At 74.6% G+C, this 20,089-nt stretch carries 20 protein-coding genes; 12 read left to right on the top strand and 8 right to left on the bottom strand.

Annotated elements, in window-relative coordinates; translation table 11 throughout:
* The first annotated feature begins 48 nt into the window (after nucleotides 1–48).
* Both rpmB and I598_RS00655 read left to right on the top strand, forming a co-directional pair.
* Nucleotides 49–243 carry a 50S ribosomal protein L28 gene (rpmB, locus tag I598_RS00660; protein WP_068200337.1) on the top strand — a complete coding sequence of 65 codons (195 nt, stop codon included), beginning with the start codon at nucleotides 49–51 and terminating at the stop codon, nucleotides 241–243.
* Between the two features lie 161 nt (nucleotides 244–404).
* Nucleotides 405–941: a GNAT family N-acetyltransferase gene (locus I598_RS00655; protein WP_068200333.1), complete on the top strand. Its 537-nt coding sequence runs from the start codon at nucleotides 405–407 to the stop codon at nucleotides 939–941.
* Nucleotides 942–993: 52 nt separating this feature from the next.
* Here the strand turns inward: I598_RS00655 and I598_RS00650 are convergent, their stop codons facing one another.
* Nucleotides 994–2,025 carry a thiamine-phosphate kinase gene (locus I598_RS00650; RefSeq protein WP_068200330.1) on the bottom strand — a complete coding sequence of 344 codons (1,032 nt, stop codon included), beginning with the start codon at nucleotides 2,023–2,025 and terminating at the stop codon, nucleotides 994–996.
* A gap of 52 nt (nucleotides 2,026–2,077) precedes the next feature.
* Here I598_RS00650 and I598_RS00645 point away from each other — a divergent pair, with 52 nt between their 5' ends.
* Together I598_RS00645 and I598_RS00640 are read left to right on the top strand one after the other, a co-directional pair.
* On the top strand, nucleotides 2,078–2,545 hold the full coding sequence (locus tag I598_RS00645; RefSeq protein WP_068200328.1) for a DUF3515 family protein: 468 nt from the start codon (nucleotides 2,078–2,080) through the stop codon (nucleotides 2,543–2,545).
* A 49-nt stretch (nucleotides 2,546–2,594) separates the two neighbouring features.
* On the top strand, nucleotides 2,595–3,008 hold the full coding sequence (locus I598_RS00640) for a VOC family protein (protein WP_068200327.1): 414 nt from the start codon (nucleotides 2,595–2,597) through the stop codon (nucleotides 3,006–3,008).
* 13 nt (nucleotides 3,009–3,021) lie between these two features.
* On the opposite strand, the gene I598_RS00635 is transcribed toward I598_RS00640, so the two are convergent.
* Both I598_RS00635 and I598_RS00630 read right to left on the bottom strand, forming a co-directional pair.
* Nucleotides 3,022–4,158 carry a D-alanine--D-alanine ligase family protein gene (locus I598_RS00635; protein WP_068200325.1) on the bottom strand — a complete coding sequence of 379 codons (1,137 nt, stop codon included), beginning with the start codon at nucleotides 4,156–4,158 and terminating at the stop codon, nucleotides 3,022–3,024.
* Nucleotides 4,159–4,207: 49 nt separating this feature from the next.
* On the bottom strand, nucleotides 4,208–5,788 hold the full coding sequence (locus I598_RS00630) for an AMP-binding protein (RefSeq protein WP_068200323.1): 1,581 nt from the start codon (nucleotides 5,786–5,788) through the stop codon (nucleotides 4,208–4,210).
* A 131-nt stretch (nucleotides 5,789–5,919) separates the two neighbouring features.
* Here I598_RS00630 and I598_RS00625 point away from each other — a divergent pair, with 131 nt between their 5' ends.
* From I598_RS00625 to I598_RS00605, 5 genes are all read left to right on the top strand, one after another.
* Nucleotides 5,920–7,083 (top strand): acyl-CoA dehydrogenase family protein, encoded by a 1,164-nt coding sequence (locus tag I598_RS00625; RefSeq protein ID WP_068200321.1) that lies wholly within the window; start codon nucleotides 5,920–5,922, stop codon nucleotides 7,081–7,083.
* A gap of 125 nt (nucleotides 7,084–7,208) precedes the next feature.
* Nucleotides 7,209–8,633: an MFS transporter gene (locus tag I598_RS00620; protein ID WP_232314221.1), complete on the top strand. Its 1,425-nt coding sequence runs from the start codon at nucleotides 7,209–7,211 to the stop codon at nucleotides 8,631–8,633.
* On the top strand, nucleotides 8,630–10,147 hold the full coding sequence (locus I598_RS00615) for a pyridoxal phosphate-dependent decarboxylase family protein (RefSeq protein ID WP_068200315.1): 1,518 nt from the start codon (nucleotides 8,630–8,632) through the stop codon (nucleotides 10,145–10,147). The genes I598_RS00620 and I598_RS00615 overlap by 4 nt, the downstream gene beginning before the upstream one ends.
* A 51-nt stretch (nucleotides 10,148–10,198) precedes the next feature.
* Nucleotides 10,199–11,356, top strand: a complete 1,158-nt coding sequence (locus I598_RS00610; protein WP_068200312.1) for a trans-sulfuration enzyme family protein — start codon at nucleotides 10,199–10,201, stop codon at nucleotides 11,354–11,356.
* 89 nt (nucleotides 11,357–11,445) lie between these two features.
* Nucleotides 11,446–12,060, top strand: coding sequence for an AMIN-like domain-containing (lipo)protein (locus I598_RS00605; protein ID WP_068200308.1), 615 nt, complete (start codon nucleotides 11,446–11,448; stop codon nucleotides 12,058–12,060).
* 34 nt (nucleotides 12,061–12,094) lie between these two features.
* On the opposite strand, the gene I598_RS00600 is transcribed toward I598_RS00605, so the two are convergent.
* From I598_RS00600 to I598_RS00585, 4 genes are all read right to left on the bottom strand, one after another.
* Nucleotides 12,095–13,096: an NAD(P)H-dependent glycerol-3-phosphate dehydrogenase gene (locus I598_RS00600; RefSeq protein ID WP_068204664.1), complete on the bottom strand. Its 1,002-nt coding sequence runs from the start codon at nucleotides 13,094–13,096 to the stop codon at nucleotides 12,095–12,097.
* A gap of 5 nt (nucleotides 13,097–13,101) precedes the next feature.
* Entirely contained in the window at nucleotides 13,102–13,857 is a 756-nt protein-coding gene (locus I598_RS00595) for a lysophospholipid acyltransferase family protein (protein WP_068200305.1), read from the bottom strand.
* 63 nt (nucleotides 13,858–13,920) lie between these two features.
* Nucleotides 13,921–15,237, bottom strand: a complete 1,317-nt coding sequence (gene murA / locus I598_RS00590) for a UDP-N-acetylglucosamine 1-carboxyvinyltransferase (RefSeq protein WP_068200302.1) — start codon at nucleotides 15,235–15,237, stop codon at nucleotides 13,921–13,923.
* Nucleotides 15,238–15,506: 269 nt separating this feature from the next.
* A complete protein-coding gene (locus I598_RS00585; RefSeq protein ID WP_083972737.1) occupies nucleotides 15,507–17,174 on the bottom strand; it encodes a DHA2 family efflux MFS transporter permease subunit in 1,668 nt (555 codons plus the stop codon).
* A 162-nt stretch (nucleotides 17,175–17,336) separates the two neighbouring features.
* Between I598_RS00585 and I598_RS17970 the strand changes: the two genes are divergently transcribed.
* The 3 genes from I598_RS17970 to I598_RS00570 are packed head-to-tail and all read left to right on the top strand — an operon-like array spanning nucleotide 17,337 to nucleotide 18,789.
* Nucleotides 17,337–17,771 carry a hypothetical protein gene (locus I598_RS17970; RefSeq protein WP_068200299.1) on the top strand — a complete coding sequence of 145 codons (435 nt, stop codon included), beginning with the start codon at nucleotides 17,337–17,339 and terminating at the stop codon, nucleotides 17,769–17,771.
* Nucleotides 17,772–17,776: 5 nt separating this feature from the next.
* Nucleotides 17,777–18,511, top strand: a complete 735-nt coding sequence (locus I598_RS00575) for a DUF4389 domain-containing protein (RefSeq protein WP_232314220.1) — start codon at nucleotides 17,777–17,779, stop codon at nucleotides 18,509–18,511.
* Nucleotides 18,508–18,789 carry a DUF1876 domain-containing protein gene (locus I598_RS00570; protein WP_068200294.1) on the top strand — a complete coding sequence of 94 codons (282 nt, stop codon included), beginning with the start codon at nucleotides 18,508–18,510 and terminating at the stop codon, nucleotides 18,787–18,789. The genes I598_RS00575 and I598_RS00570 overlap by 4 nt, the downstream gene beginning before the upstream one ends.
* 14 nt (nucleotides 18,790–18,803) lie before the next feature.
* Here I598_RS00570 and I598_RS00565 read toward each other — a convergent pair whose 3' ends face one another.
* Nucleotides 18,804–19,976 (bottom strand): MarP family serine protease, encoded by a 1,173-nt coding sequence (locus I598_RS00565; protein ID WP_068200292.1) that lies wholly within the window; start codon nucleotides 19,974–19,976, stop codon nucleotides 18,804–18,806.
* Nucleotides 19,977–20,089 lie beyond the last annotated feature (113 nt).

Genomic DNA, 20,089 nt, shown 5'->3' with positions numbered 1-20,089 from the left:
GCCCTGCTGCCCCGTGCGCGGGACGTGATCGACGATTCAGGAGACACCGTGGCTGCCAACTGCGACGTCTGCGGCAAGGGCCCGGGCTTCGGGCACAGCATCTCGCACTCCCACATCCGCACCAAGCGCCGCTGGAACCCGAACATCCAGCGCGTGCGCGCCGTCGTCGCGGGCACGCCCAAGCGCGTGAACGTGTGCACGTCGTGCCTCAAGGCGGGCAAGGTGCAGCGCCGCAGCGCCTGATCTCTGCCGGCGCCTGGGCGCCGTGATCGACGACGAGCCCGTCGGGTGAGAACCCGGCGGGCTCTTCGTCGTCCCCGCGCGACCTCGTTCCATGCAAAGAGATGGTGAAGTCTTTCCCAATTCCTCTTGGCCCGGCGGGTGGCGCGTGGCAGGCTGAGCCCATGAAGGTGGAGACCGACAACGACGTGCTCATCCGCTCGGCCACACCGGCCGACGCCGCCGACATCGCCCGGGTGCACATCATCTCGTGGCGCGGCGCGTACGCCCACGTGCTGCCGGCCGACTACCTCGACTCCCTCGACGTGGCCGAGCGCACCACCCGCTGGGAGGGCATCCTCGGTGCGGGCACGGGGACGACGCTCGTCGCGCAGGCCGACGGCCGCACCCTCGGGTTCGCGAGCTACGGCGCGTCCCGCGACGAGGACGCCGAGGAGGGCTGCCTCGAGCTGTACGCGATCTACCTCGACCCGGAGGCGTGGGGGCGCGGCGTGGCCCGGGACCTCATGCGCACGGTGCTCGCCGACGTCCCGCCGCAGGTGCGGATGACGCTGTGGGTGCTCGCGCAGAACGACCGTGCCCACCACTTCTACCGCCGCCACGGCTTCCAGCCGGACGGTGTGGAGCGCATCGAGGACATCGCGGACGTGCCGGTGACGGAGATCCGTTTCGCCCGGGCACCCGAGCGGAACGTCGGCTGACGCGACCGAAGGAACAGCCGCTGACCCGGAGCGCAGCGGACCCGGCGCGGGCTCAGGGGCGGAAGTGGTCCCACCCGGGTGCGACGTCGGGCTGCTCGCCGTCGAGGAGGACGGTCGGTGCGTCGTCGGCGGTGGTGACGACCCCGATCGGCCGGAACGGTGCGGGCAGCCCCGTGGCGGCGACGTGGGCGGGGAACGTGGCGAGGAGGCCGTGGTCCTCGCCGCCGGCGAGGACCCAGCGCAGGGCACGGTCGGGGTCGCCGTCGTCGCCGGTGGTGACGGACACCTGGACGGCGGCGGGCAGGAGCGCGACGACGTCGGGCCCGAGGTCGCTGCGGGCGATGTCGAGGGTGACGCCGCCGGCGCGGGCGAGGCGGCCGGCGTCGCGCAGCAGCCCGTCGGACACGTCGAGCATGGCGGTGGCCCCGGCGGCCGCCGCCGCGGGGCCGGCGGCGAGCGGTGAGCGGGGGCGCAGGTAGGCGCTGACGTACGGGTGGAGCGGTCCCCCGCCGTCGGGGGCGCCGTCGCGCGGCTCGGCGGCGCCGCAGGTGAGGAGGTCGAGGCCGGCGGCGGAGGTGCCGAGGGTGCCGGCGTGGGCGACGACGTCGCCGGGGCGGGCGCCGGAGCGCAGCACGGGGTCGCGGCCGGCGAGGTCGCCGTGGACGGTGACGGACACCACCACGGCGTCGCCGCCGGAGAGGTCGCCGCCGACGACGGCGGCGGGGGCGGACGCCTCGGCGAGGCCGCGGGCGAGGCCGGTGACCCAGTCGACCTCGAGGTCGCCGGGCACGACGAGGGACACGACGAGCGAGGTGGCGTGGGCGCCCATGGCGGCGACGTCGGCGAGGTTCTGCACGGCGGCGCGGCGGCCGACGTCGTACCCGGTGGACCAGTCGCGCCGGAAGTGCCGGTCCTGGACGAGGACGTCGGTGGTGACGACGAACCGGCCGTCGGGGGCGCGCACGACGGCGGCGTCGTCGCCGGGGCCGACGACGACGGCGGGACCGGTGGGCAGCAGCGGGAAGATGCGGGCCAGCAGCTCGGTCTCGTCGAGGTCGTGCACGCGGGTCGTGGGGTCGGTCACGACGGAACCCTAACCGGCCGGAGGGTGCCTGGCGGGCCGGTAGCGTGGGCCCGTGCCTCTCCCCCGTGCGTCCGCCCCGGTGGCTCTCGGCTGCCTGGTCCTGCTGTCCGCCTGCACCCCGATGATCGGGGTGGAGGCCGCTCCGGGTGCCGCGGACCCGGACTGCGCGCCGGTGATGCTGGCCCTGCCGGACGTGGTGGCGGGCGACCTGGAGAAGGTCGACACGAACGCGCAGGCGACGGCGGCGTGGGGGGTCTCGGGCGCGGCGGTGACGTTCCGCTGCGGCGTGGACCAGCCGCCGCCGTCACCGGACTGCCAGCGGGTGGAGTCGGGGCAGGGCAGCGTGGACTGGGTGACCGTGACGGGCGAGGACGGCACGTGGCGGTTCACGACGTACGGGCGGGAGCCGGCGATGGAGGTGACGATCCCGCCGACGGTCCTGACGGACCACTCGTCGTCGTTCGTCGGGGACCTGACGTCGGCGGTGGAGCTGGTGCCCGCGACGAAGGAGTGCACCTGAGGGGTGCGTCGCGGCGGCGCGACGTGCGGGGTCGTGCGAGCGTGGTCCGATGGAACCTCGTCTGAGCTTCGTCACCCTGGTCGTCGCGGACCTGGCCGCGTCCCGCCGGTTCTACGTGGAGGGGCTCGGGTGGGAGCCCGTGCTGGAAGCGCCGGGCGAGGTGCTGATGTTCCGGGTCGCGGACCGGGTGGTGCTGTCCCTCTGGGATGAGGCCGCGGCGGCCGCGGAGATCGGTCCGGTCACGCGGGGCGGGACGCCGCCGGTGACGCTGGCGCACAACGTCGCGGACCCGGCGCAGGTGGACGCGGTGCTGGACGACGCCCGCCGGGCGGGTGCGCCGCACGTGTCGACGGCGCAGGACCGCAGCTGGGGCGGGCGGTCGGGCTACTTCGCGGACCCGGACGGGTTCCGCTGGGAGGTGGCGCACAACCCGGGCGAGGTCGGCCGGATCGTGCTGCCCTGACCGGTGCCGGTCGTCAGCGCAGGCCGGTGGGGCGTTCGAGCGCGAGCCGGATGAGCTCGTCGACGAGCTCGGGGTAGGTCATGCCGGTCGCCTCCCACATGCGCGGGTACATGGAGTACGGCGTGAAGCCGGGCATCGTGTTGATCTCGTTGACGACGACCTCGTGGTCGGGCGTGACGAAGACGTCCACCCGGGAGAGGCCCTCGGCCTCGACGGCCTCGAAGGTGCGCACGGCGAGGTCGCGGACGCGGGCGGTGACGTCGTCGGGAAGGTCGGCCGGGCAGGAGAGCTGCACGTGGGCCTCGTCGAGGTACTTGGCCTCGAAGTCGTAGAACGCGTGCGTGTCGTCGACGACGATCTCGCCGGGCAGGGACGCCCGGGGACGTTCGCCGTCGCGGCCGCCGAGGACGGCGCACTCGATCTCGCGGCCGACGATCCCGGCCTCGACGACGACCTTGGGGTCGTGCTCGCGGGCGGCCTCGACGGCGGCGGGCAGGTCGGCGAGGTCGTCGACGCGGGAGATCCCGAGGGAGGAGCCGGCGCGGGCGGGCTTGACGAACAGCGGCAGCCCGAGGGCGGCGACGCGGTCGGTGCAGGCCTCGGGGTCGGCGGTCCACTCGTGGGGCTTGAGCACCTCGTAGGGGCCGACGGGCAGGCCGTGCCCCGCGAGGACGAGCTTCATGAAGTGCTTGTCCATGCCGACGGCTGAGGCGAGCACGCCTGCGCCGACGTAGTGCACGTCGGCGAGCTCGAGCAGGCCCTGGACGGTGCCGTCCTCGCCGAACGGCCCGTGCAGCAGCGGGAAGACGACGTCGACGTCCCCGAGGACGGACGGCACCTCGCCGGGCTCGAGCACGCGCAGCGCCTTCTCCCCCTGGGTGAGGGACAGCACGACCTCGGCCCCGTCGTCGGCCGTGACCTCGGGCAGCCGCCCGTCGGTGATGCGCCAGCGGTCGACGTCGTCCGCGGCGACGACCCAGCGGCCCTGTCGCGTGATGCCGACGGGGACGACGTCGTAGCGGTCGCGGTCGATCGCGCCGAGCACGCCCGCGGCGGTGGCCGCGGAGATCGCGTGCTCGCCGGAACGGCCGCCGAACAGGAGGGCGACGCGCGGCTTGCGCGCGGGGGCTTCAGGCTGCGTCTGGGACATCGGCCCGACCCTACCGGACCGGGCCGGGCCGACGTCCCCGCGCACCAGGTCAGGCCGCCCGGAGGTCCTTGCGCAGGATCTTGCCCGCGGCGGACTTGGGGATGGCGTGCGTGAACTGCACGAGGCGGATCTTCTTGTAGGGGGCGACCTTCGCGGCGACGTACGCCATGACGTCGTCGGCGGTGAGCTCGGCACCCTCGGCGAGCACGACGAACGCCTTGGGCAGCTCCTCCCCCGTGCCGTCGGGCACGCCGACGACGGCGGCGTCGGCGATCTGCGGGTGGGCGAGCAGCAGCGCCTCCAGCTCGGCGGGCGGCACCTGGTAGCCCTTGTACTTGATGAGCTCCTTGAGCCGGTCCACGACGTAGAAGGCCCCGTCGGCGTCGACGGTGACGATGTCGCCGGTGTGCAGGAACCCGTCGTCGGTGAGGGTGTCGCGGGTCGCCTGCTCGTCGCCGAGGTAGCCGACCATGACGTTGGGTCCGGCGCACAGCAGCTCGCCGGGCGCGCTCGTCCCCACGGCGGGCTGGTGGATCTCCTCGCCGGTGGCGGGGTCGACGATCCGCGCCTGCATGTTGGGGATGAGCAGCCCGATGGATCCGGGCGAGATGTCGTCGCGCCCCACGGGGATGGTGTGGGAGACGGGCGACATCTCGCTCATGCCGTAGCCCTGGGTGACGCTCGCGTGCGGGAGCCGCTGCCCGACGAGGCCGGCGAGGTGCTCGTCGAACGGGGCGGCGCCCGACATCATGAGGCGCACGCTGGACAGGTCGGCCTGCGCGGCCAGGGGGTGCTTCGCGACGGCGAGCGCGATGGGCGGGGCGACGAACAGCACGGTGGCGCGGTGCTCGGTGATGATCCGCAGGTACTCCGCGAGGTCGAACCGCGGCAGGGTGACGACGCTGGAGCGCTGGTAGAGCGCCCCGTTCATGAGGACCGTCATGCCGTAGATGTGGAAGAACGGCAGGACGGCGGGGATGACGTCGTCGCGGGTGAGCGGGATGTAGGGCTCGGCCTGGAGCACGTTCGCCACGAGGTTGCGGTGGGTGAGCATGACGCCCTTGGGCAGCCCGGTGGTGCCGGACGAGTAGGGCAGCACGGCGAGGTGGGTGGCGGGGTCGAGGGTGACGTCGGGGGCGGGCGCGCCGGCGGTGAGCAGGTCGCGCAGGTTCGCGTGGCCCTCGGCCCCGTCGAGGACGACGACGGCGTCGCGGGGCAGGCCGGCGGCGTCGGCGCCCTCCAGCGCCTGGGCGAGCAGCGGCGAGACGGTCACGAGCCCGCGAGCGCCGGAGGCGCGGAGCTGCTTGGCCACCTCGGGCCCGGAGGCGAGGGCGTTGACGGTGGTGACGGTGACGCCGGCACGCAGGAGCCCGTGGAAGACGGCGACGAACGCCGGGACGTTGGGGCTGTGCAGGGCGACGACGTCCCCGGGGCGGTAGCCGCGGGCCGCGACGGCGCCGGCGACGGCGTCGACCTGGCCGCGCAGCTCGCCGTAGGTGGTGGTGGCCCCGCTGGGGCCGTCGACGACGGCGGCGCGGGCCAGGTCGTCGTCGGTGAGCCCGGTGAACAGGAAGTCGTAGAGCGAGACGTCCGGGATCTCGACGTCGGGGTGCGGGCTGCGGATGACCAACGGTGGCTCCTCTCGGCGGTGCGGTCCTCGTCGACCACGCTGACGCCCAGCGTACCGGACAAGACCGACCGGACGGTATGCCGAGTGTTCGCGACGTCCCGGCGATCCGGCATCGGTGCTTGAATCGAGGCATGACCTCGATGCTCGACGACGACCTCGTCGCGTCCGTCCGCGGCCGGGCGGCCATCCACGACCGCGAGAACACCTACTTCGCCGACGACCTGGCCGACCTGCGCGCCGCCGGCTACCTCGGCGCCCTCGTCCCGGAGTCCCTGGGCGGCGCGGGCCTGAGCCTGCGCGAGCTGTGCCACGAGCAGGCGCGGCTCGCGGGCGCCGCCCCCGCCACCGCGCTCGCCGTCAACATGCACCACGTGTGGACCGGCGTCGGCCGCTACCTCCACGAGCGCGGCGACGACTCCCTCGACTGGCTGCTCGCCGAGGCGGCCCGCGGCGAGGTGTTCGGGTTCGGCTACTCCGAGGCGGGCAACGACCTGGTGCTGCTCGGCTCGCGCACCGAGGCCCGGCCCGACGGCGAGGGCGGGTACACGTTCCACGGCCGCAAGATCTTCACCTCCAACTCCCCCGGCTGGACGCGGCTCGGCGTCATGGGCCTCGACACCACGACGGACCCCGACGACCCGCGGATCGTGCACGCGTTCATCACCCGCGACGGCGGCGGCTTCGAGATCCTCGACGACTGGGACACGCTCGGCATGCGGGCCTCGCAGTCCTGCACCACCCTGCTCGACGGCGCCCGTGCCCCCGCCGACCGCGTCATGCGGCGGATCGCCCCCGGCCCGAGCCTCGACCCGTACGTGCTGGGGATCTTCACCAGCTTCGAGATCCTGCTCGCGTCGGTGTACGCCGGCATCGCGGACCGCGCGCTGGCGCTCGCCGTGGAGACGGTGGGGCGGCGCACGTCGATGAAGACCGGCAGGGCGTACTCCCAGGACCCGGACATCCGGTGGCGCATCGCGACGGCGACCCTCGCGCAGGACGGCGTGTGGCCGCAGATCGACCACCTCGCGGGCGCCCTCGACGCCGAGCCCGCCCGGGGCGAGGACCGCGGCGCGCGCTGGTTCCGCGACACCGCCGGCCTCAAGGTGCGGGTCACCGAGACGGCCCGCCAGGTGGTCGACGAGGCCATCCGCTGCTCCGGCGGGTCCACCTACTTCAACCGGTCCGAGCTCGGGCGCCTGTACCGCGACGTCCTCGCGGGGATCTTCCACCCCAGCGACGACGAGTCCGCGCACTCCACGGTGGCGCAGTCGCTGCTGGGCCCCGTCCAGGACTGACCGCGAGGTAGTACCTCCGGCGTCGAGGTCGTACCCCGGGGACCCGACCTCGACGCCGGAGGTACTACCTCGCGCGGCCGGGCGGGGGTCACGGGGGTGTCGGCACGTCGCCTAGGATGCCCGCCATGACTCTCGGCCGGGGCACCGTCGCCCGCTACGCGACCGGCTCGGTCGGCACCGGCGGGTTCGGCACGCTGCCGGGCCTGGTGCTCGTCTACTACCTGACCGACACGCTCGGGGTCGCGGCCCTGGCCGCCGGCCTGATCGTCACGCTCGCCAAGGTGTGGGACGTCGTCATCGACCCGGTCATCGGCACGGCCAGCGACACCGACCGGGCCCGCCGCGGCACCCGCCGGCGGCTGATGGTCGTCGGCGGCGTGGCGCTCCCGGTGTTCTTCCTGCTGACGTTCGCGGTGCCCGCGTCGTGGAGCCCTGGTGCGGGCGCGGCCTGGGTGCTGCTCGCGTTCCTCGCCGCCGCCACCGCGTTCAGCCTCTTCCAGGTCCCCTACATCGCCCTGCCCGCCGAGCTCACCGACGACTACGGTCAGCGCACCCGGCTGCTCACCGCCCGCGTCGTCGTGCTCACCGTCTCGATCCTCGCGTTCGGGGGCGGTGCCCCCGCGCTGCGCTCGGTGGTGCCGGACGAGCACGACGGCTACCTGCTCATGGCCGCCGTCGCGGGGCTCGTGCTGGGCGCCTCGCTGCTCGTCGCGGCGGGCGTGGAACGTCGTCGCGACGTCACCGCGGCGCCCGCCGGTGCCCCCGCGAGCCGTCCTGCGGCCGGGGCCGAGGGCGTCCGCCCGGTCGTCGGCGCCCCGTGGCACCGGCGCGTCGGCGCGTCGTACCGCCACGGCGTCGAGGCGCTGCGCGCGAGCCGGCCGTTCCGGCTGCTGCTGGCGACGTTCGTCCTCCAGGCGCTGGCCACGGGCACGATGCTCGCCGGCGCCCAGTACGTGGCCCGGTGGGTGCTGCACGACGAGGCCGCGGTGACGTTCCTCTTCGCCGCCCTCGTCGCCCCCGCCGTCGTCTTCGCGCCGGTGTGGGGTGCGGTCGCGCACCGCGTCGGCAAGGAGCGGGCGTTCCTCGTCGCCTCGGTCGTCTTCACCGTGGCCGCCGTCTGCCTGGTCGGTCTGGCGTGGGCGCCGGGCGCCTGGGTGTACGCCGTCGTCGCGGTGGCCGGTGCCGCGTACGCCGGGCTCCAGTCGCTGCCGATGGCGATGCTGCCCGACGTCGTCTCCCACGACGCCGCGACCCGCGGCCCCGGCCGGGCGGGCGCGTTCTCGGGGCTCTGGACCGCCGGGGAGACCACCGGGTTCGGGCTCGGCACCACGGTGATGTCGGTGACGCTCGCCGCCACCGGGTACGTGTCCTCCCGCGCCGGGCAGGACGTCGCCCAGCCCGAGTCCGCCGTCCTCGGCATCGTGCTCGCCTTCTCCGTCCTGCCGGCCGTCCTGGTCGCGCTCAGCCTGCTGACCCTGCGCCGCTACCCGCTGCGCAAGGCCGACATCGACGCCGCGCGACCCGCGGCCCTCCCCGAGGAGACCGCATGAGGTTCGCCACCGCTCCCGCCGACGTCCTGGCGCGGCTCGACGCCCTGCGCGCCGGCGACGCGCCCACGCACGGCGGGCACGTCCTGAGCTACGTCTACGACTCCGGCGAGCCGGAGCTGGACGAGCTCGCCGCGGCCGCGATCCGCACCATGCAGCCCGTCAACGGCCTCGACCCGACGACGTTCGGTTCCGTGGCGGCCCTCGAGCGCGACCTCGTCGCCTTCACGCGCACGCTGCTCGGCGGGGACGACGACGTCGTGGGCACGGTGACGTCCGGCGGCACCGAGAGCTGCCTGCTCGCCGTCAAGACCGCCCGGGACGCCTGGCTCGCCGCCCGCGGGCTGGAACCGGGCGCCGCGCGCCCCCGCCTCGTCGCGCCCGTCACCGTGCACGCCGCGTTCCAGAAGGCCGCCCACTACTTCGGGCTCGCGCTGGACCTGCTGCCCGTCGGCGACGACGGTGCCGTGGCCGCCGGCACCGTGGCCGAGCGGCTCGGCGACGACGTCGCGCTCGTCGTCGTCTCCGCGCCGTCGTACCCGCACGCCGCGCTCGACCCCGTCGTCGAGGTGGCCGCCGCCGCGAGCGCCGCCGGGATCCCCGTGCACGTGGACGCGTGCATCGGCGGGATGGCGCTGCCGTTCTGGCCGGGCCTGCCGGCCTGGGACCTGCGGGTGCCGGGCGTGACGAGCCTGTCGGTGGACCTGCACAAGTACGGGTACGCCCCCAAGGGTGTCTCGGTGCTGCTGCACCGCGGCCGAGACCGCCAGCGCGGGCAGTACTTCGCGACCACCCGCTGGCCCGGCTACCCCGTGGTCAACCCGACGCTGCTGGGCTCGCGCTCGGGCGGGCCGCTGGCCGCCGCGTGGGCGATCACGCACGCCCTGGGGCACGACGGGTTCGCCGAGCTCGCCGGGCGCTCGTACCGCGCGACGGCGGCGCTGGTGGAGGCGGTCCGGGCGATCGAGGGGCTGCGCGTCGTGGGCGACCCGACCGGCCCGCTGCTCGCCGTCGCGACCGACGACACGGTGGCGCCCGAGCGGCGCGTCGACCCGCACGTGTGGGCCGACGCCGTCGCCGGTCACGGCTGGGTGCTCCAGGCGCAGCCGTCGTGCGCCCAGCCGGACGGGACCGTGCTCCCCCACACCACGCACCTCACGGTGACGCCCGTGACCGAGCGGGTCCTCGACGCGCTGGTCCCCGCGCTGGTGGCGGCGGCCGACGACGTGCGCGGCACGCCGCGCCCGGACGCCGGCGCCGTGGTGGCGCCGCTCGCCGCCGCGCTGTCGGGCGGCGCCGGGCACGGTGCCGACGCGGGTACCGGAGCTGGTCCGCTGGACTCCGCGACCGCCGGGGCCGTGCTCGGCGGCCTCGGCCTCGACCCGTCCCGGATCGGGGACGACGGCCCCGGCGTCGGGCCGATGGCTCCCCTGCTGGCCGCCGTCGAGACGCTGCCCGCCCCCGTCGCCGAGCGGCTGCTCGTCGAGCTCCTGGCGCGGCTGGTCGAGCCGCGCTGACGCCCCGGACGCCGCCCCGGGCAACCGTGGCACGGACGTAGGCTGACGCCCATGTCGTCGCAGCACGCCTCCCCCTCGGACTCCCGCCACCCGGCGCCCGGCACCATCGCCGTCACCGCCGGCCGCCCGCCCCGCGTCCAGGGCGGGCCCGTCAACCCGCCGGTGGTGCTGAGCTCCACGTACGTCTCCGCGGGCGACCCCGCCGGCGCCCGCCTCTACGCCCGGATGGGCACCGAGACGTGGGAGCCGTTCGAGGAGGCGCTCGCCGCGCTCGAGGGCGGCCGCCACGGGATCGTGCTCGCCTCCGGCATGGCGGCGATCGCCGCCGCGCTGGGTGACCTCGGCGCGGACGACGTCGTCGTGGTGCCGCGGCACTCGTACCAGGCGACGCTCGGCTTCCTCGACGACCGCGCGGCCCGCCGCGGCGTCGAGGTGCGCCGGGTCGACGTCGCGGACACCGCCGCCGTCGTCGCAGCGCTGGACGGTGCGACCGTGCTGCTGGCCGAGTCCCCCACGAACCCGATGCTCGAGGTCGCCGACCTCCCGCGGCTGCTCGCCGAGGCGCGCGCCCGCGGCGTCCGCACGGTCGTCGACAACACGTTCGCGACCCCGCTGGGGCAGCAGCCGCTCGCGCTCGGCGCGGACGTCGTCGTGCACTCGGTGACGAAGTACCTCGCCGGGCACTCCGACGTCGTGCTCGGTGCCGTCGTCACCGACGACGACGCCACCGCCGCCGACGTGCGCGCCTACCGCACCATGCACGGGGCGATCGCCGGCCCGATGGAGGTCTACCTGGCGCTGCGCGGCCTGCGCACCCTGCACCTGCGCGTCGAGCGGTCGAACGCGAACGCGGCCGAGCTGGCGCGGCGCCTCGCCGAGCACCCCGGCGTCGTGGAGGTGCGGCACCCCTCGCTGCCCACCGACCCCGGGCACGAGCGCGCCGCCGCGCAGATGAACGGCTTCGGCGGGATCGTCGGGCTGCGTCCCGCCGGTGGGGCGGCCGGGGCCGACGCCCTCGTCGCCGCCCTGCGGCTGTGGGTGCCCGCGACGTCCCTCGGCGGCGTGGAGTCCACCCTGGAGCGTCGCCGACGCTTCGCCACGGAGTCGGTCACCGTGCCCGAGGACCTGCTGCGGCTGTCCGTCGGGATCGAGGACGTCGAGGACCTCTGGGCCGACCTCGCCCAGGCGCTGGACGTCGTCGGCGGCTGACCCTCCCCGCCGGGAGCGGGTGTGGTGGCCCGGCCCTCGGCCTAGGCTCGGGTGACGGGCCGGCAGGGCCCCGACGACGGGAGGTCCCCATGACGACGACGCGGTTCCGCACGGCGGCGATCGCCGTGGCCGGGGTGCTGCTCCTGGCGGCCTGCGAGGGCAGCGACCTGCCCGGCTACGGCTCCGGGGTGCGGCCCTCGTCGTCGGCCGCGGCGCCCTCCGGCACGACCTCCGGCAGCGCCCCCGCCGACGACGGCGCGTCGTTCACCGACCCGGCGGAGACGTCCGTGGCCGAGCCGGGCGGCGCGCAGCTGCTCACGGTCACCGACGTCACGGTGGAGGAGCACGACGGGTTCGACCGCGTGGTGCTCGCGCTCGACGGCGACGGGACGCCGGGCTGGCGGGTCGGGTACGTCGACGAGGCGCTGGACGCCGGCACGGGCGACGTGGTCCCGGTCGCCGGGGACGCCGTGCTGGAGGTCGCGCTGACCGGCACCGCGATGCCGATGGACTCGGGCGTCACCGAGTACGGCGGCGACCCGGTCGCCGGCACCCGCGAGGCGGTGGCGGTGGCGGAGGTCGTCTACCGGTTCGTGTTCGAGGGCGCCACGACGGCGTTCGTCGGTGTCACCGGGCAGGCCCGGCCGTTCCGGGTGCAGACGCACGACGACCCCCTGGCGGTGGTGGTCGACGTCCAGCGTTGACCGACCGCCGCCCGGGGGTCGTGCGGGGGGTGCGTCAGGAGACGACGCCCTCGGCCTTCTGGGGGCGCGACAGCAGCGCGCGGGCCATCTCCTCGACGGAGAGCCCCTCGTGCAGCACCGCGACGACGCCCGCGGTGATGGGCATGTCGACGCCGTGCTTCTCGGCGAGCTCCAGCACGGAGCGGGACGACTTCACGCCCTCCGCGGTCGTGCCGGTGGCGACCAGCGCCTCGTCCAGGGTCATGCCCTGCCCGATGTGCTTGCCGAGGGTGTGGTTGCGCGACAGCGGGGACGCGCAGGTCGCCACGAGGTCGCCCATGCCCGCCAGGCCGGCGAACGTCTCCGGCTGCGCGCCGAGCGCGCGCCCGAGCCGGGTGATCTCCACCAGACCGCGCGTGATGACGGTCGCGGTGGTGTTCCAGCCGAAGCCGCGGCCCTGCGCCATGCCGATCGCGAGCGCGATGACGTTCTTCACCGCGCCGCACAGCTCCACGCCGACGACGTCGGTGTTGGTGTACGGGCGGAAGTACGTGTTGGAGCAGGCCTCGGCCACCAGCCGGGCGTTGTCCTCGTCCGGGCACGCCACGACGGTCGCGGTGGGCTGCCGGGCCGCGATCTCCTTGGCCAGGTTGGGCCCCGACACGACGGCCACCCGCTCCAGCGGGATGTCGAGCGCCTCGGAGACGACCTGGCTCATCCGCTTGTCGGTGCTGAGCTCGACGCCCTTCATGAGGGAGACGACGACGGCGTCCGGCTCCAAGTGCTCGCGCAGGCCCTCCAGGGTGACGCGGGAGACCTGCGAGGGGATCGCGACGACGACGATCCTGGCCCCGGCGAGCGCGGCGGCGGCGTCCGTCGTCGCGGACATCGGGGGCAGCTCGACGCCCGGCAGGTACTTGGTGTTGCTGTGCTGCTCGGCGACCTCGCGCGCCACGGCCTCGTCGCGGCCCCACAGCGTGACGTCGCAGCCGGCGTCGGCCATGACCATCGCGAACGTGGTGCCCCAGGAGCCCGAGCCGAGGACGGCGGCTCTCACGCCGCTCACGGGCGCTCCACCGGCGGGTAGTGCATCTTCTTCTCCTCGTGGTCGGGGTGCTTGCGCAGGTCGAAGCGCCGCGCGGGCGGCTGCTCCGCGCGCAGCACGGCGAGCTCGGCGGTGACGGCGTCCATGACGCGGTTCATCACCTCGCGCAGCGTCGCCGAGTCGATCGGTCGGTCGTAGAGGTCGGACAGGTCGACGGGCTTGCCGGCCCGGACCTGCACCCGCTTGCGCGGGAAGGGCTTCAGCCACCGGCCGTAGCGCGGCAGGATCTCGGTGACGCCCCACTGGGCGATCGGCACGACGGGGAGCCGGGTGACCAGCGCCACGCGGGCGAGACCGGTCTTCGGCTCCATCGGCCACAGGTCCGGGTCCCGGGTGAGGGTGCCCTCGGGCAGGATCGCCACGCAGGCGCCGTCGCCGAGCTCCTGGCCCGCGCGCTCCAACGACTCCGCGGCGGCGGCGCTGCCGCGGTCGACGGGGATCATCTTCGTCGCGCGCATGACGCCGCCGAGCACCGGGGCGGTGAACAGGCTCTTCTTCGCCATGACGCGCGGCTCGTAGCCGTGGTCGAACAGGTAGTGGACGAACGTCAGCGCGTCGAGCTCGGTGACGTGGTTCGCCGCGGCGATGAACCCGCCGGACGCCGGCAGGTTCTCACCGCCGCTCCACTCGTACCGGCACATCGCGAACATCGAGTTGCGGACGACGACGGCGATGAGGCGGTAGAGACGCGACTCGGGTCTGGCTTTCGGCACGGGTCCAGAGCCTACCCGCCCGCCGTGCGGACGCCGGGTCCGACGGCGGGCGGGCCGGTGGTCTCAGCCGCGGGCGACGTCGGCGCCGAGGGCGACGAGCTTGTCCTGGAAGGCTTCGTAGCCGCGGTCGATGAGCGAGATCCCGCGCACCGTGGACGTGCCCTTCGCGGCGAGCGCGGCGATGAGGTGGGAGAACCCGCCGCGCAGGTCCGGCACCTCGATGTCCGCGGCCTCCAGCGGCGTCGGGCCCGACACGACCGCGGAGTGGTGGAAGTTGCGGGCGCCGAACCGGCACGCGCCACCGCCGAGGCACTCCTTGTACACCTGGATCGTCGCGCCCATCTGGCGCAGCGCCTCGGTGAACCCGAACCGGTTCTCGTAGACCGTCTCGTGCACGATCGACAGGCCGGTGGCCTGCGTGAGGGCGACCACCAGCGGCTGCTGCCAGTCCGTCATGAAGCCGGGGTGCACGTCGGTCTCCAGCACGATCGAGCGCAGATCGCCGCCCGGGTGCCAGAACCGGATGCCGTCCTCCTGGACGTCGAACTGCCCGCCGACCTTGCGGAACGTGTTGAGGAACGTCATCATCTCGGGCTGCGTCGCGCCCTTGATCGTCACGTCGCCGCCGGTCGCCAGCGCGGCCGACGCCCACGACGCCGCCTCGATCCGGTCGCCCAGCGCGGTGTGCGAGTAGCCGTCGAGACGGTCCACGCCCTCGATCTTGATCACCCGGTCGGTGTCCACCGAGATGATCGCGCCCATCTTCTGCAGCACCGCGATGAGGTCCATGATCTCGGGCTCGGTCGCCGCGCCGGTGAGCTCGGTGATGCCCTCCGCGCGCACGGCCGTCAGCAGCAGCTGCTCCGTCGCGCCGACCGACGGGTACGGCAGCGAGATCTTCGTCCCCTGCAGGCGCCGGGGGGCGCGCAGGTGGATGCCGTTGGGGCGCTTGTCCACCACGGCGCCGAACTGGCGCAGGATCTCCAGGTGGTAGTCGATCGGCCGGTCACCGATGCGGCAGCCGCCCAGGTCCGGGATGAACGCCTCGCCCAGCCGGTGCAGCAGCGGGCCGCAGAACAGGATCGGGATGCGGCTCGAGCCCGCGTGCGCGTCGATGTCCGCCACGTGCGCCGCCTCGACGTCCGACGGGTCGAGGTCCAGCACACCCGCCTCGGGGTCGTACTTCACCCCCACGCCGTGCAGCTCCAGCAGGCCGGACACGACGCCCACGTCACGGATCTGCGGCACGTTGCGCAGCACGCTCGGGGACTCGCCCAGCAAGGAGGCCACCATCGCCTTCGACACGAAGTTCTTCGCGCCACGCACCGAGATGGTGCCCTGCAGCGGCGTGCCGCCGTTCACGTACAGCAGATCAGTCATGGCCTGTGGTTCGTCCTGTCCTCGCTCGGGTGTCGCAGCGGGTCCGCTGCGGCCGGGGGCGGTGGTGCGGCCCGCGTCGTGCAGCCCTCGTGGTGCGGGGGCCGCGCGCCGCGATCGATCCTGCCCCCGCGGTGCCGGTGGTGCCAACATCCGGCACGCCCGCCGTATTCACGTTCACCACACCTTCACCCCGCACGCGCGGACTCGCGCGGCGCGCCGCGGCGCCTGGCCACGACGTGACCACTCCTCGACCGTCCCGTGACACGGCCTCACCCCGCCGGTCGGGCCGGCGCCTCCGGGGTCGCCGGGGCCGCGGACGACGCCGGGGCCGCGGACATGAACGCCGCGCAGACGACGCCGACGACGAGCACCGCGACGACGAGCAGGAGGGTCTGCGCGGCGGCCGTCGCGAAGCCGGTGCCGACGGCGTCCTGCGCGGCGGCGGCGAGCTGCGCGGCGACGTCGTCGGGCACGCCGGGCGGGAGCCGGAACGCGCCCTGGCCCATCCCCTCGGCGCTGCCCGCGGCGGCGGAGACGCCGTCGACGAACGCGGCGCGGTACTGCTCGGGCAGCCCCGCCGCGGCGTCCTGCGCGGCGGCGGGGATCGTCACCCCGAGGCGGGAGGACAGCAGCGCGACGACGGCGGCCGAACCGATCACGCCGCCGACCTGCCGGTTGGTGTTGAACGCGCCCGCCCCCGCCCCCGCGGTGCGGGCGTCGAGGCCCGACGTCGCGAGGTTGGACAGCGGGGAGAACGTCAGGCCCGTGCCGACGCCGAACAGCGCCATCGGTGCCAGCAGCACGTACGGCGACGCGGCCGGGTCGAGGACCAGCGCGAGCCAGCCCACCGCGGCGGCGATCGCCGCGAAGCCCGCCGCCACCACCCACTTGCCCGGCACCCGGTCGGACCACCGCCCGGCGAACGGTGCCACGACCCCCGACACCAGCGAGCCGGGCGCCATGACGAGCGCCGCGTGGATGGGCGTGAGGCCGAGCACGGACTGCAGGAAGATCGTCAGGGGGAAGAAGATCGCGATCATCGCGAACGACACGGCCATGCCGTCCACGTTGGCCAGCGAGAAGTTCCGGCTGCGGAACAGCCGCAGCGGCAGCAGGGCGACGTCGCCCAGCCGGTGCTGCCACCACACGAACACCCCGACGAGCACCAGGCCGAGACCCACCACGTTCCAGACGGTGAACGGACCCCACAGGTGGCCCCAGTCGTAGGTCGAGCCCTCCTGCAGGCCGAACACCACCAGCCCCAGGCCCAGGATCGACAGCACGACGCCGAGCACGTCGATGGACGTCTCGCGCGAGGCGAGGTGCGGCAGCCGGGTCACGGCGAACCACAGCGCGACCACCCCGACGGGGATGTTGACGTAGAAGATCCACTCCCAGCCGACCGTCTCGACCAGCACACCGCCCAGCAGGGGTCCGGTGATGGTCGCGACGCCCGCCGTCGCGCCCCACAGACCCAGCGCGGCGCCGCGCTGCTGCGCCGGGAACACCCGGGTGATCATCGACATCGTCTGCGGCGTCATGAGGGCCGCGCCGATGCCCTGCAGGGCGCGGAACGCGATGAGCCAGCCGATCTCCGGGGTGCTGCCGAGCTCCCCGGAGAACCCGCACAGGAACGAGAACACCGTGAAGACGACGAGTCCCGCGACGAAGATCGCCTTCTGCCCGTACCGGTCCCCCAGTCGGCCCGCCAGCAGCATGAGCGTCGCGTAGGTGAGCAGGTAGGAGCTGTTCACCCAGCCCACCTCGACCAGCGACGCGGAGAACGCGTCCGTCAGCGTCGGGATGGCGATGTTCACGATCGTGGTGTCCACCATGATCATGAAGAAGCCGAGGATCAGCGGGGGCAGCACGCTCCACGCGGAACGGCCGTGCAGGTCGACCAACGGCGTCACGGTCCGCCCGGTGTCGGTGCTCATGGCAGCCATCATGCTCCCCGGCGGGGTTCGGCTCCACGGCTGCGCACGGTCCGGCGACAGCGAAGGTCCCGGCCGGGCCGGGACCAACGGCCCTGACCGGCGGCGCCCCCGCGCGGGACGATCGAGCGAGACCGCCCGTCCCGCCTGCGATCGGAGACCGTCATGGAGGCGCCCACCACCGCCGCCGCGCGACCGGCCGTCGGGAGCCGCCGCGCCGGCTACCTCGTCGGCGCGGCCGTCCAGGTCCTGCTCCTGGTGGGGCTGCACGGCTGGCCCGGCTGGGAGTCCGCACCGTTCCTCACGGCCCGGACCGTCGAGGTCCTTCCCGCGGTGGACGCCGCGATCGTCGTCGGGCTCGTCGCCCAGCTCGTCTACGTCGTCGCGGACCCGCCGCGGCTGCGCGCGCTCGGTGACGTCGTCGTCACCGCCGTCGGGCTCGTCGCGATCGTGACGGTCTGGAACGTCTTCCCGTTCACGTTCCCCGGGCAGACGTTCGACTGGGAGCTGCTCGTGCGCATCCTGCTGGTGCTCGGCGCCGTCGGGAGCGTGCTCGTCATCCTGGCCGGGCTCGTCCGGCTCGTGACCGGCAAGGGGTGACGGACGTGTCCGCCGTGCTCGCCGAGGGACGTCGGCCGGTCGGCCCGCCCGTCCTGGTGGACGTGGGCGCTCCCGCAGACCTCTCGCGCTGGCTGTGGCTGGTCAAGTGGGTCCTCCTGGTCCCGCACGTCGTCGTCCTGGTGTTCCTCTGGATCGCGTTCGGGGCGCTCACCGTGGTCGTGTTCTTCGCGATCCTGCTCACCGCCCGGTACCCCGCGGGGATCTTCCGGTTCAACGTCGGCGTGCTGCGCTGGACCTGGCGCGTCACCGCCTACGGCTACGGCGTGCTGGGGACCGACCGCTACGCGCCCTTCACCCTCGCCGACGTGCCCGACTACCCGGCACACCTCGAGATCGCGCAGCCCGGGCGGCTGTCCCGCGGCCTCGTGCTGGTCAAGTGGTGGCTGCTCGCCCTGCCGCACTACGTCGTCGTCGCGCTCTTCCTCGGCGCCGGCAGCAGCCAGACCGTCGAGACCGTGTCCGGCGAGACCGTCGTCGTCGACACCCCGCCGTACGTCGGCCTGGTCGGGGTGCTGGTCCTCTTCGCCGCCGTCGTGCTGCTGTTCCGGGGCCGGTACCCCCACGGCATGTTCGACCTCGTCGTCGGGATGCAGCGCTGGGCCTGGCGCGTGACGGCCTACGCGGCACTCATGACGGACGTCTACCCGCCGTTCCGCCTCGACCTCGGCGGCCGTGACCCCGCGCGTCCGCCGACCCACCCGACAGGAGCACTGCCATGACCCACACCTGGAACGTCACCGTCCAGCTCTTCGACGCCGACGACCTCGTGCGCGAGGGCCGCCTCACCACGGCCCACGCCGTCCTCACCACGTCGGCCGGCACGACGCTCGAGGCGCACGGCGAGGCGCGCCGCAACCCCGACGACCCGCCCGTGCCGGAGATCGGCGAGGAGCTCGCCACCGCCCGGGCCCTGCGCGACCTCGCCGACCGGCTGCTCGCCGCGACGTCGGACGACATCGCCGCGTTCGAGCACCACCCGGTGCACCTGGACGCCTGAGGCCGGTCGGGGGCTCAGCCGGCGCAGCGACCGGGAGTCACGGCGTCGGCCAGGTCGGGCGCCTGCGCCACCACCGGCATCAGCTCCGTCGTCGTGACGCCGTAGGCCAGGTCGTCGTCGGAGTCGGAGCGGGCGAACACCACGCCGACGACCTCGCCGTCCGTGGACAGCACCGGCCCGCCCGAGTTGCCGGCCCGCACCTGCGCCGCGAGCGCGTACACGTCCCGCTCGACGTCGCCGCTGTCGTCGGAGGCCTGCGTGCGGACCGTGCCGACGTCGAGGACCTCCGCGCCGACCGACGTGAAGGGCCCGCCGTAGGGGTAGCCCTGCACGACGGCGGGGTCGCCGGTGGCGAGCGTCGGCGCCACGGGCAGCGGGTCGCCGTCGAGGTCGTCGACCGCGACCACGGCCAGGTCGGCAGCGGGGTCGTAGTAGACGACGCGCCCCTCGGCCGCCGGGCGTCCCGGCAGCTCGACGACGGGTCGCTCGACCCCCGCCACGACGTGCGCGTTGGTGACGACGCGGTCCGGGGACGCGACGAATCCCGACCCGGTCGAGCTGATCCCGCACGCGTACGCCGTCCCCCAGACGCGGGCGACGGACTGCGCGGCGACCTCCAGGGCGGGGTCGTCGAGGTCGACGTCCGGGGCGGTGCGGGTGCGCGCCGGGTCGAGCAGGGCGTCGATCTGCGGCAGCCCGTCGTCGAGGACGGCGGCCCGGGCCTGCGCCATCGTGCGCTGCACCGGGTCGGGGGTGTTCTCCTCGATGGTGCGCAGCACCACCGACGACGAGATCGCCGGCGTGAGGACGGGCATGCCGGCGGCCTTGATCGTCGAGGCGACGAACGACACCGCGAGGACGGCCACCAGCAGGTTCGCGACGCCGCCGAGCAGACGGTCGACGGGACGCAGCGGGGTGCGGTCCACCTGCGCCCGGGCGCTGTGCCCGACGCTCGACCCCACGGACGCACCCACCAGCGGCAGCGCGACGGCGAGGAGCACGGTCACCGGCCCGCGCCACTGCGCCGTCGGCAGCAGGTCCAGCACCAGCGGAACCAGAAGGTAGGCGGCGATCCCCCCGACCACGAGGCCCACCAGTCCGCCCAGCGTGGCGAGCAGGCCGCGGCTCAGCCCGGCCGCGAGCGCGACCACGAGGATCACGACAAGGATCACGTCGAGGGGGGTCACGGGGCCTCCGAGGGCTGGGAGCGGGACGCAGGACGATACGCGACGAGCCTGGGTGCCCGCTGGACGTCGCGCCGCGGGTCGACCCCGCGTGACGAGGACCACCCGCACGGGAG

Source organism: Isoptericola dokdonensis DS-3, assembly GCF_001636295.1.
In the GTDB taxonomy this organism is placed as follows: Bacteria; Actinomycetota; Actinomycetes; order Actinomycetales; family Cellulomonadaceae; genus Isoptericola; species Isoptericola dokdonensis.
This window is presented reverse-complemented; position numbering and strand designations above follow the sequence as displayed.

Bases quoted from the DNA above. Each gene is read 5' to 3' on its own strand.
- I598_RS00655 (WP_068200333.1), top strand. From the start codon at position 405: ATGAAGGTGGAGACCGACAACGACGTGCTCATCCGCTCGGCCACACCG.
- I598_RS00640 (WP_068200327.1), top strand. From the start codon at position 2,595: ATGGAACCTCGTCTGAGCTTCGTCACCCTGGTCGTCGCGGACCTGGCC.
- I598_RS00635 (WP_068200325.1), bottom strand. From the start codon at position 4,158: ATGTCCCAGACGCAGCCTGAAGCCCCCGCGCGCAAGCCGCGCGTCGCC.
- I598_RS00625 (WP_068200321.1), top strand. From the start codon at position 5,920: ATGACCTCGATGCTCGACGACGACCTCGTCGCGTCCGTCCGCGGCCGG.
- I598_RS00620 (WP_232314221.1), top strand. From the start codon at position 7,209: ATGACTCTCGGCCGGGGCACCGTCGCCCGCTACGCGACCGGCTCGGTC.
- I598_RS00615 (WP_068200315.1), top strand. From the start codon at position 8,630: ATGAGGTTCGCCACCGCTCCCGCCGACGTCCTGGCGCGGCTCGACGCC.
- I598_RS00610 (WP_068200312.1), top strand. From the start codon at position 10,199: ATGTCGTCGCAGCACGCCTCCCCCTCGGACTCCCGCCACCCGGCGCCC.
- I598_RS00605 (WP_068200308.1), top strand. From the start codon at position 11,446: ATGACGACGACGCGGTTCCGCACGGCGGCGATCGCCGTGGCCGGGGTG.
- murA (WP_068200302.1), bottom strand. From the start codon at position 15,237: ATGACTGATCTGCTGTACGTGAACGGCGGCACGCCGCTGCAGGGCACC.
- I598_RS00585 (WP_083972737.1), bottom strand. From the start codon at position 17,174: ATGAGCACCGACACCGGGCGGACCGTGACGCCGTTGGTCGACCTGCAC.
- I598_RS17970 (WP_068200299.1), top strand. From the start codon at position 17,337: ATGGAGGCGCCCACCACCGCCGCCGCGCGACCGGCCGTCGGGAGCCGC.
- I598_RS00570 (WP_068200294.1), top strand. From the start codon at position 18,508: ATGACCCACACCTGGAACGTCACCGTCCAGCTCTTCGACGCCGACGAC.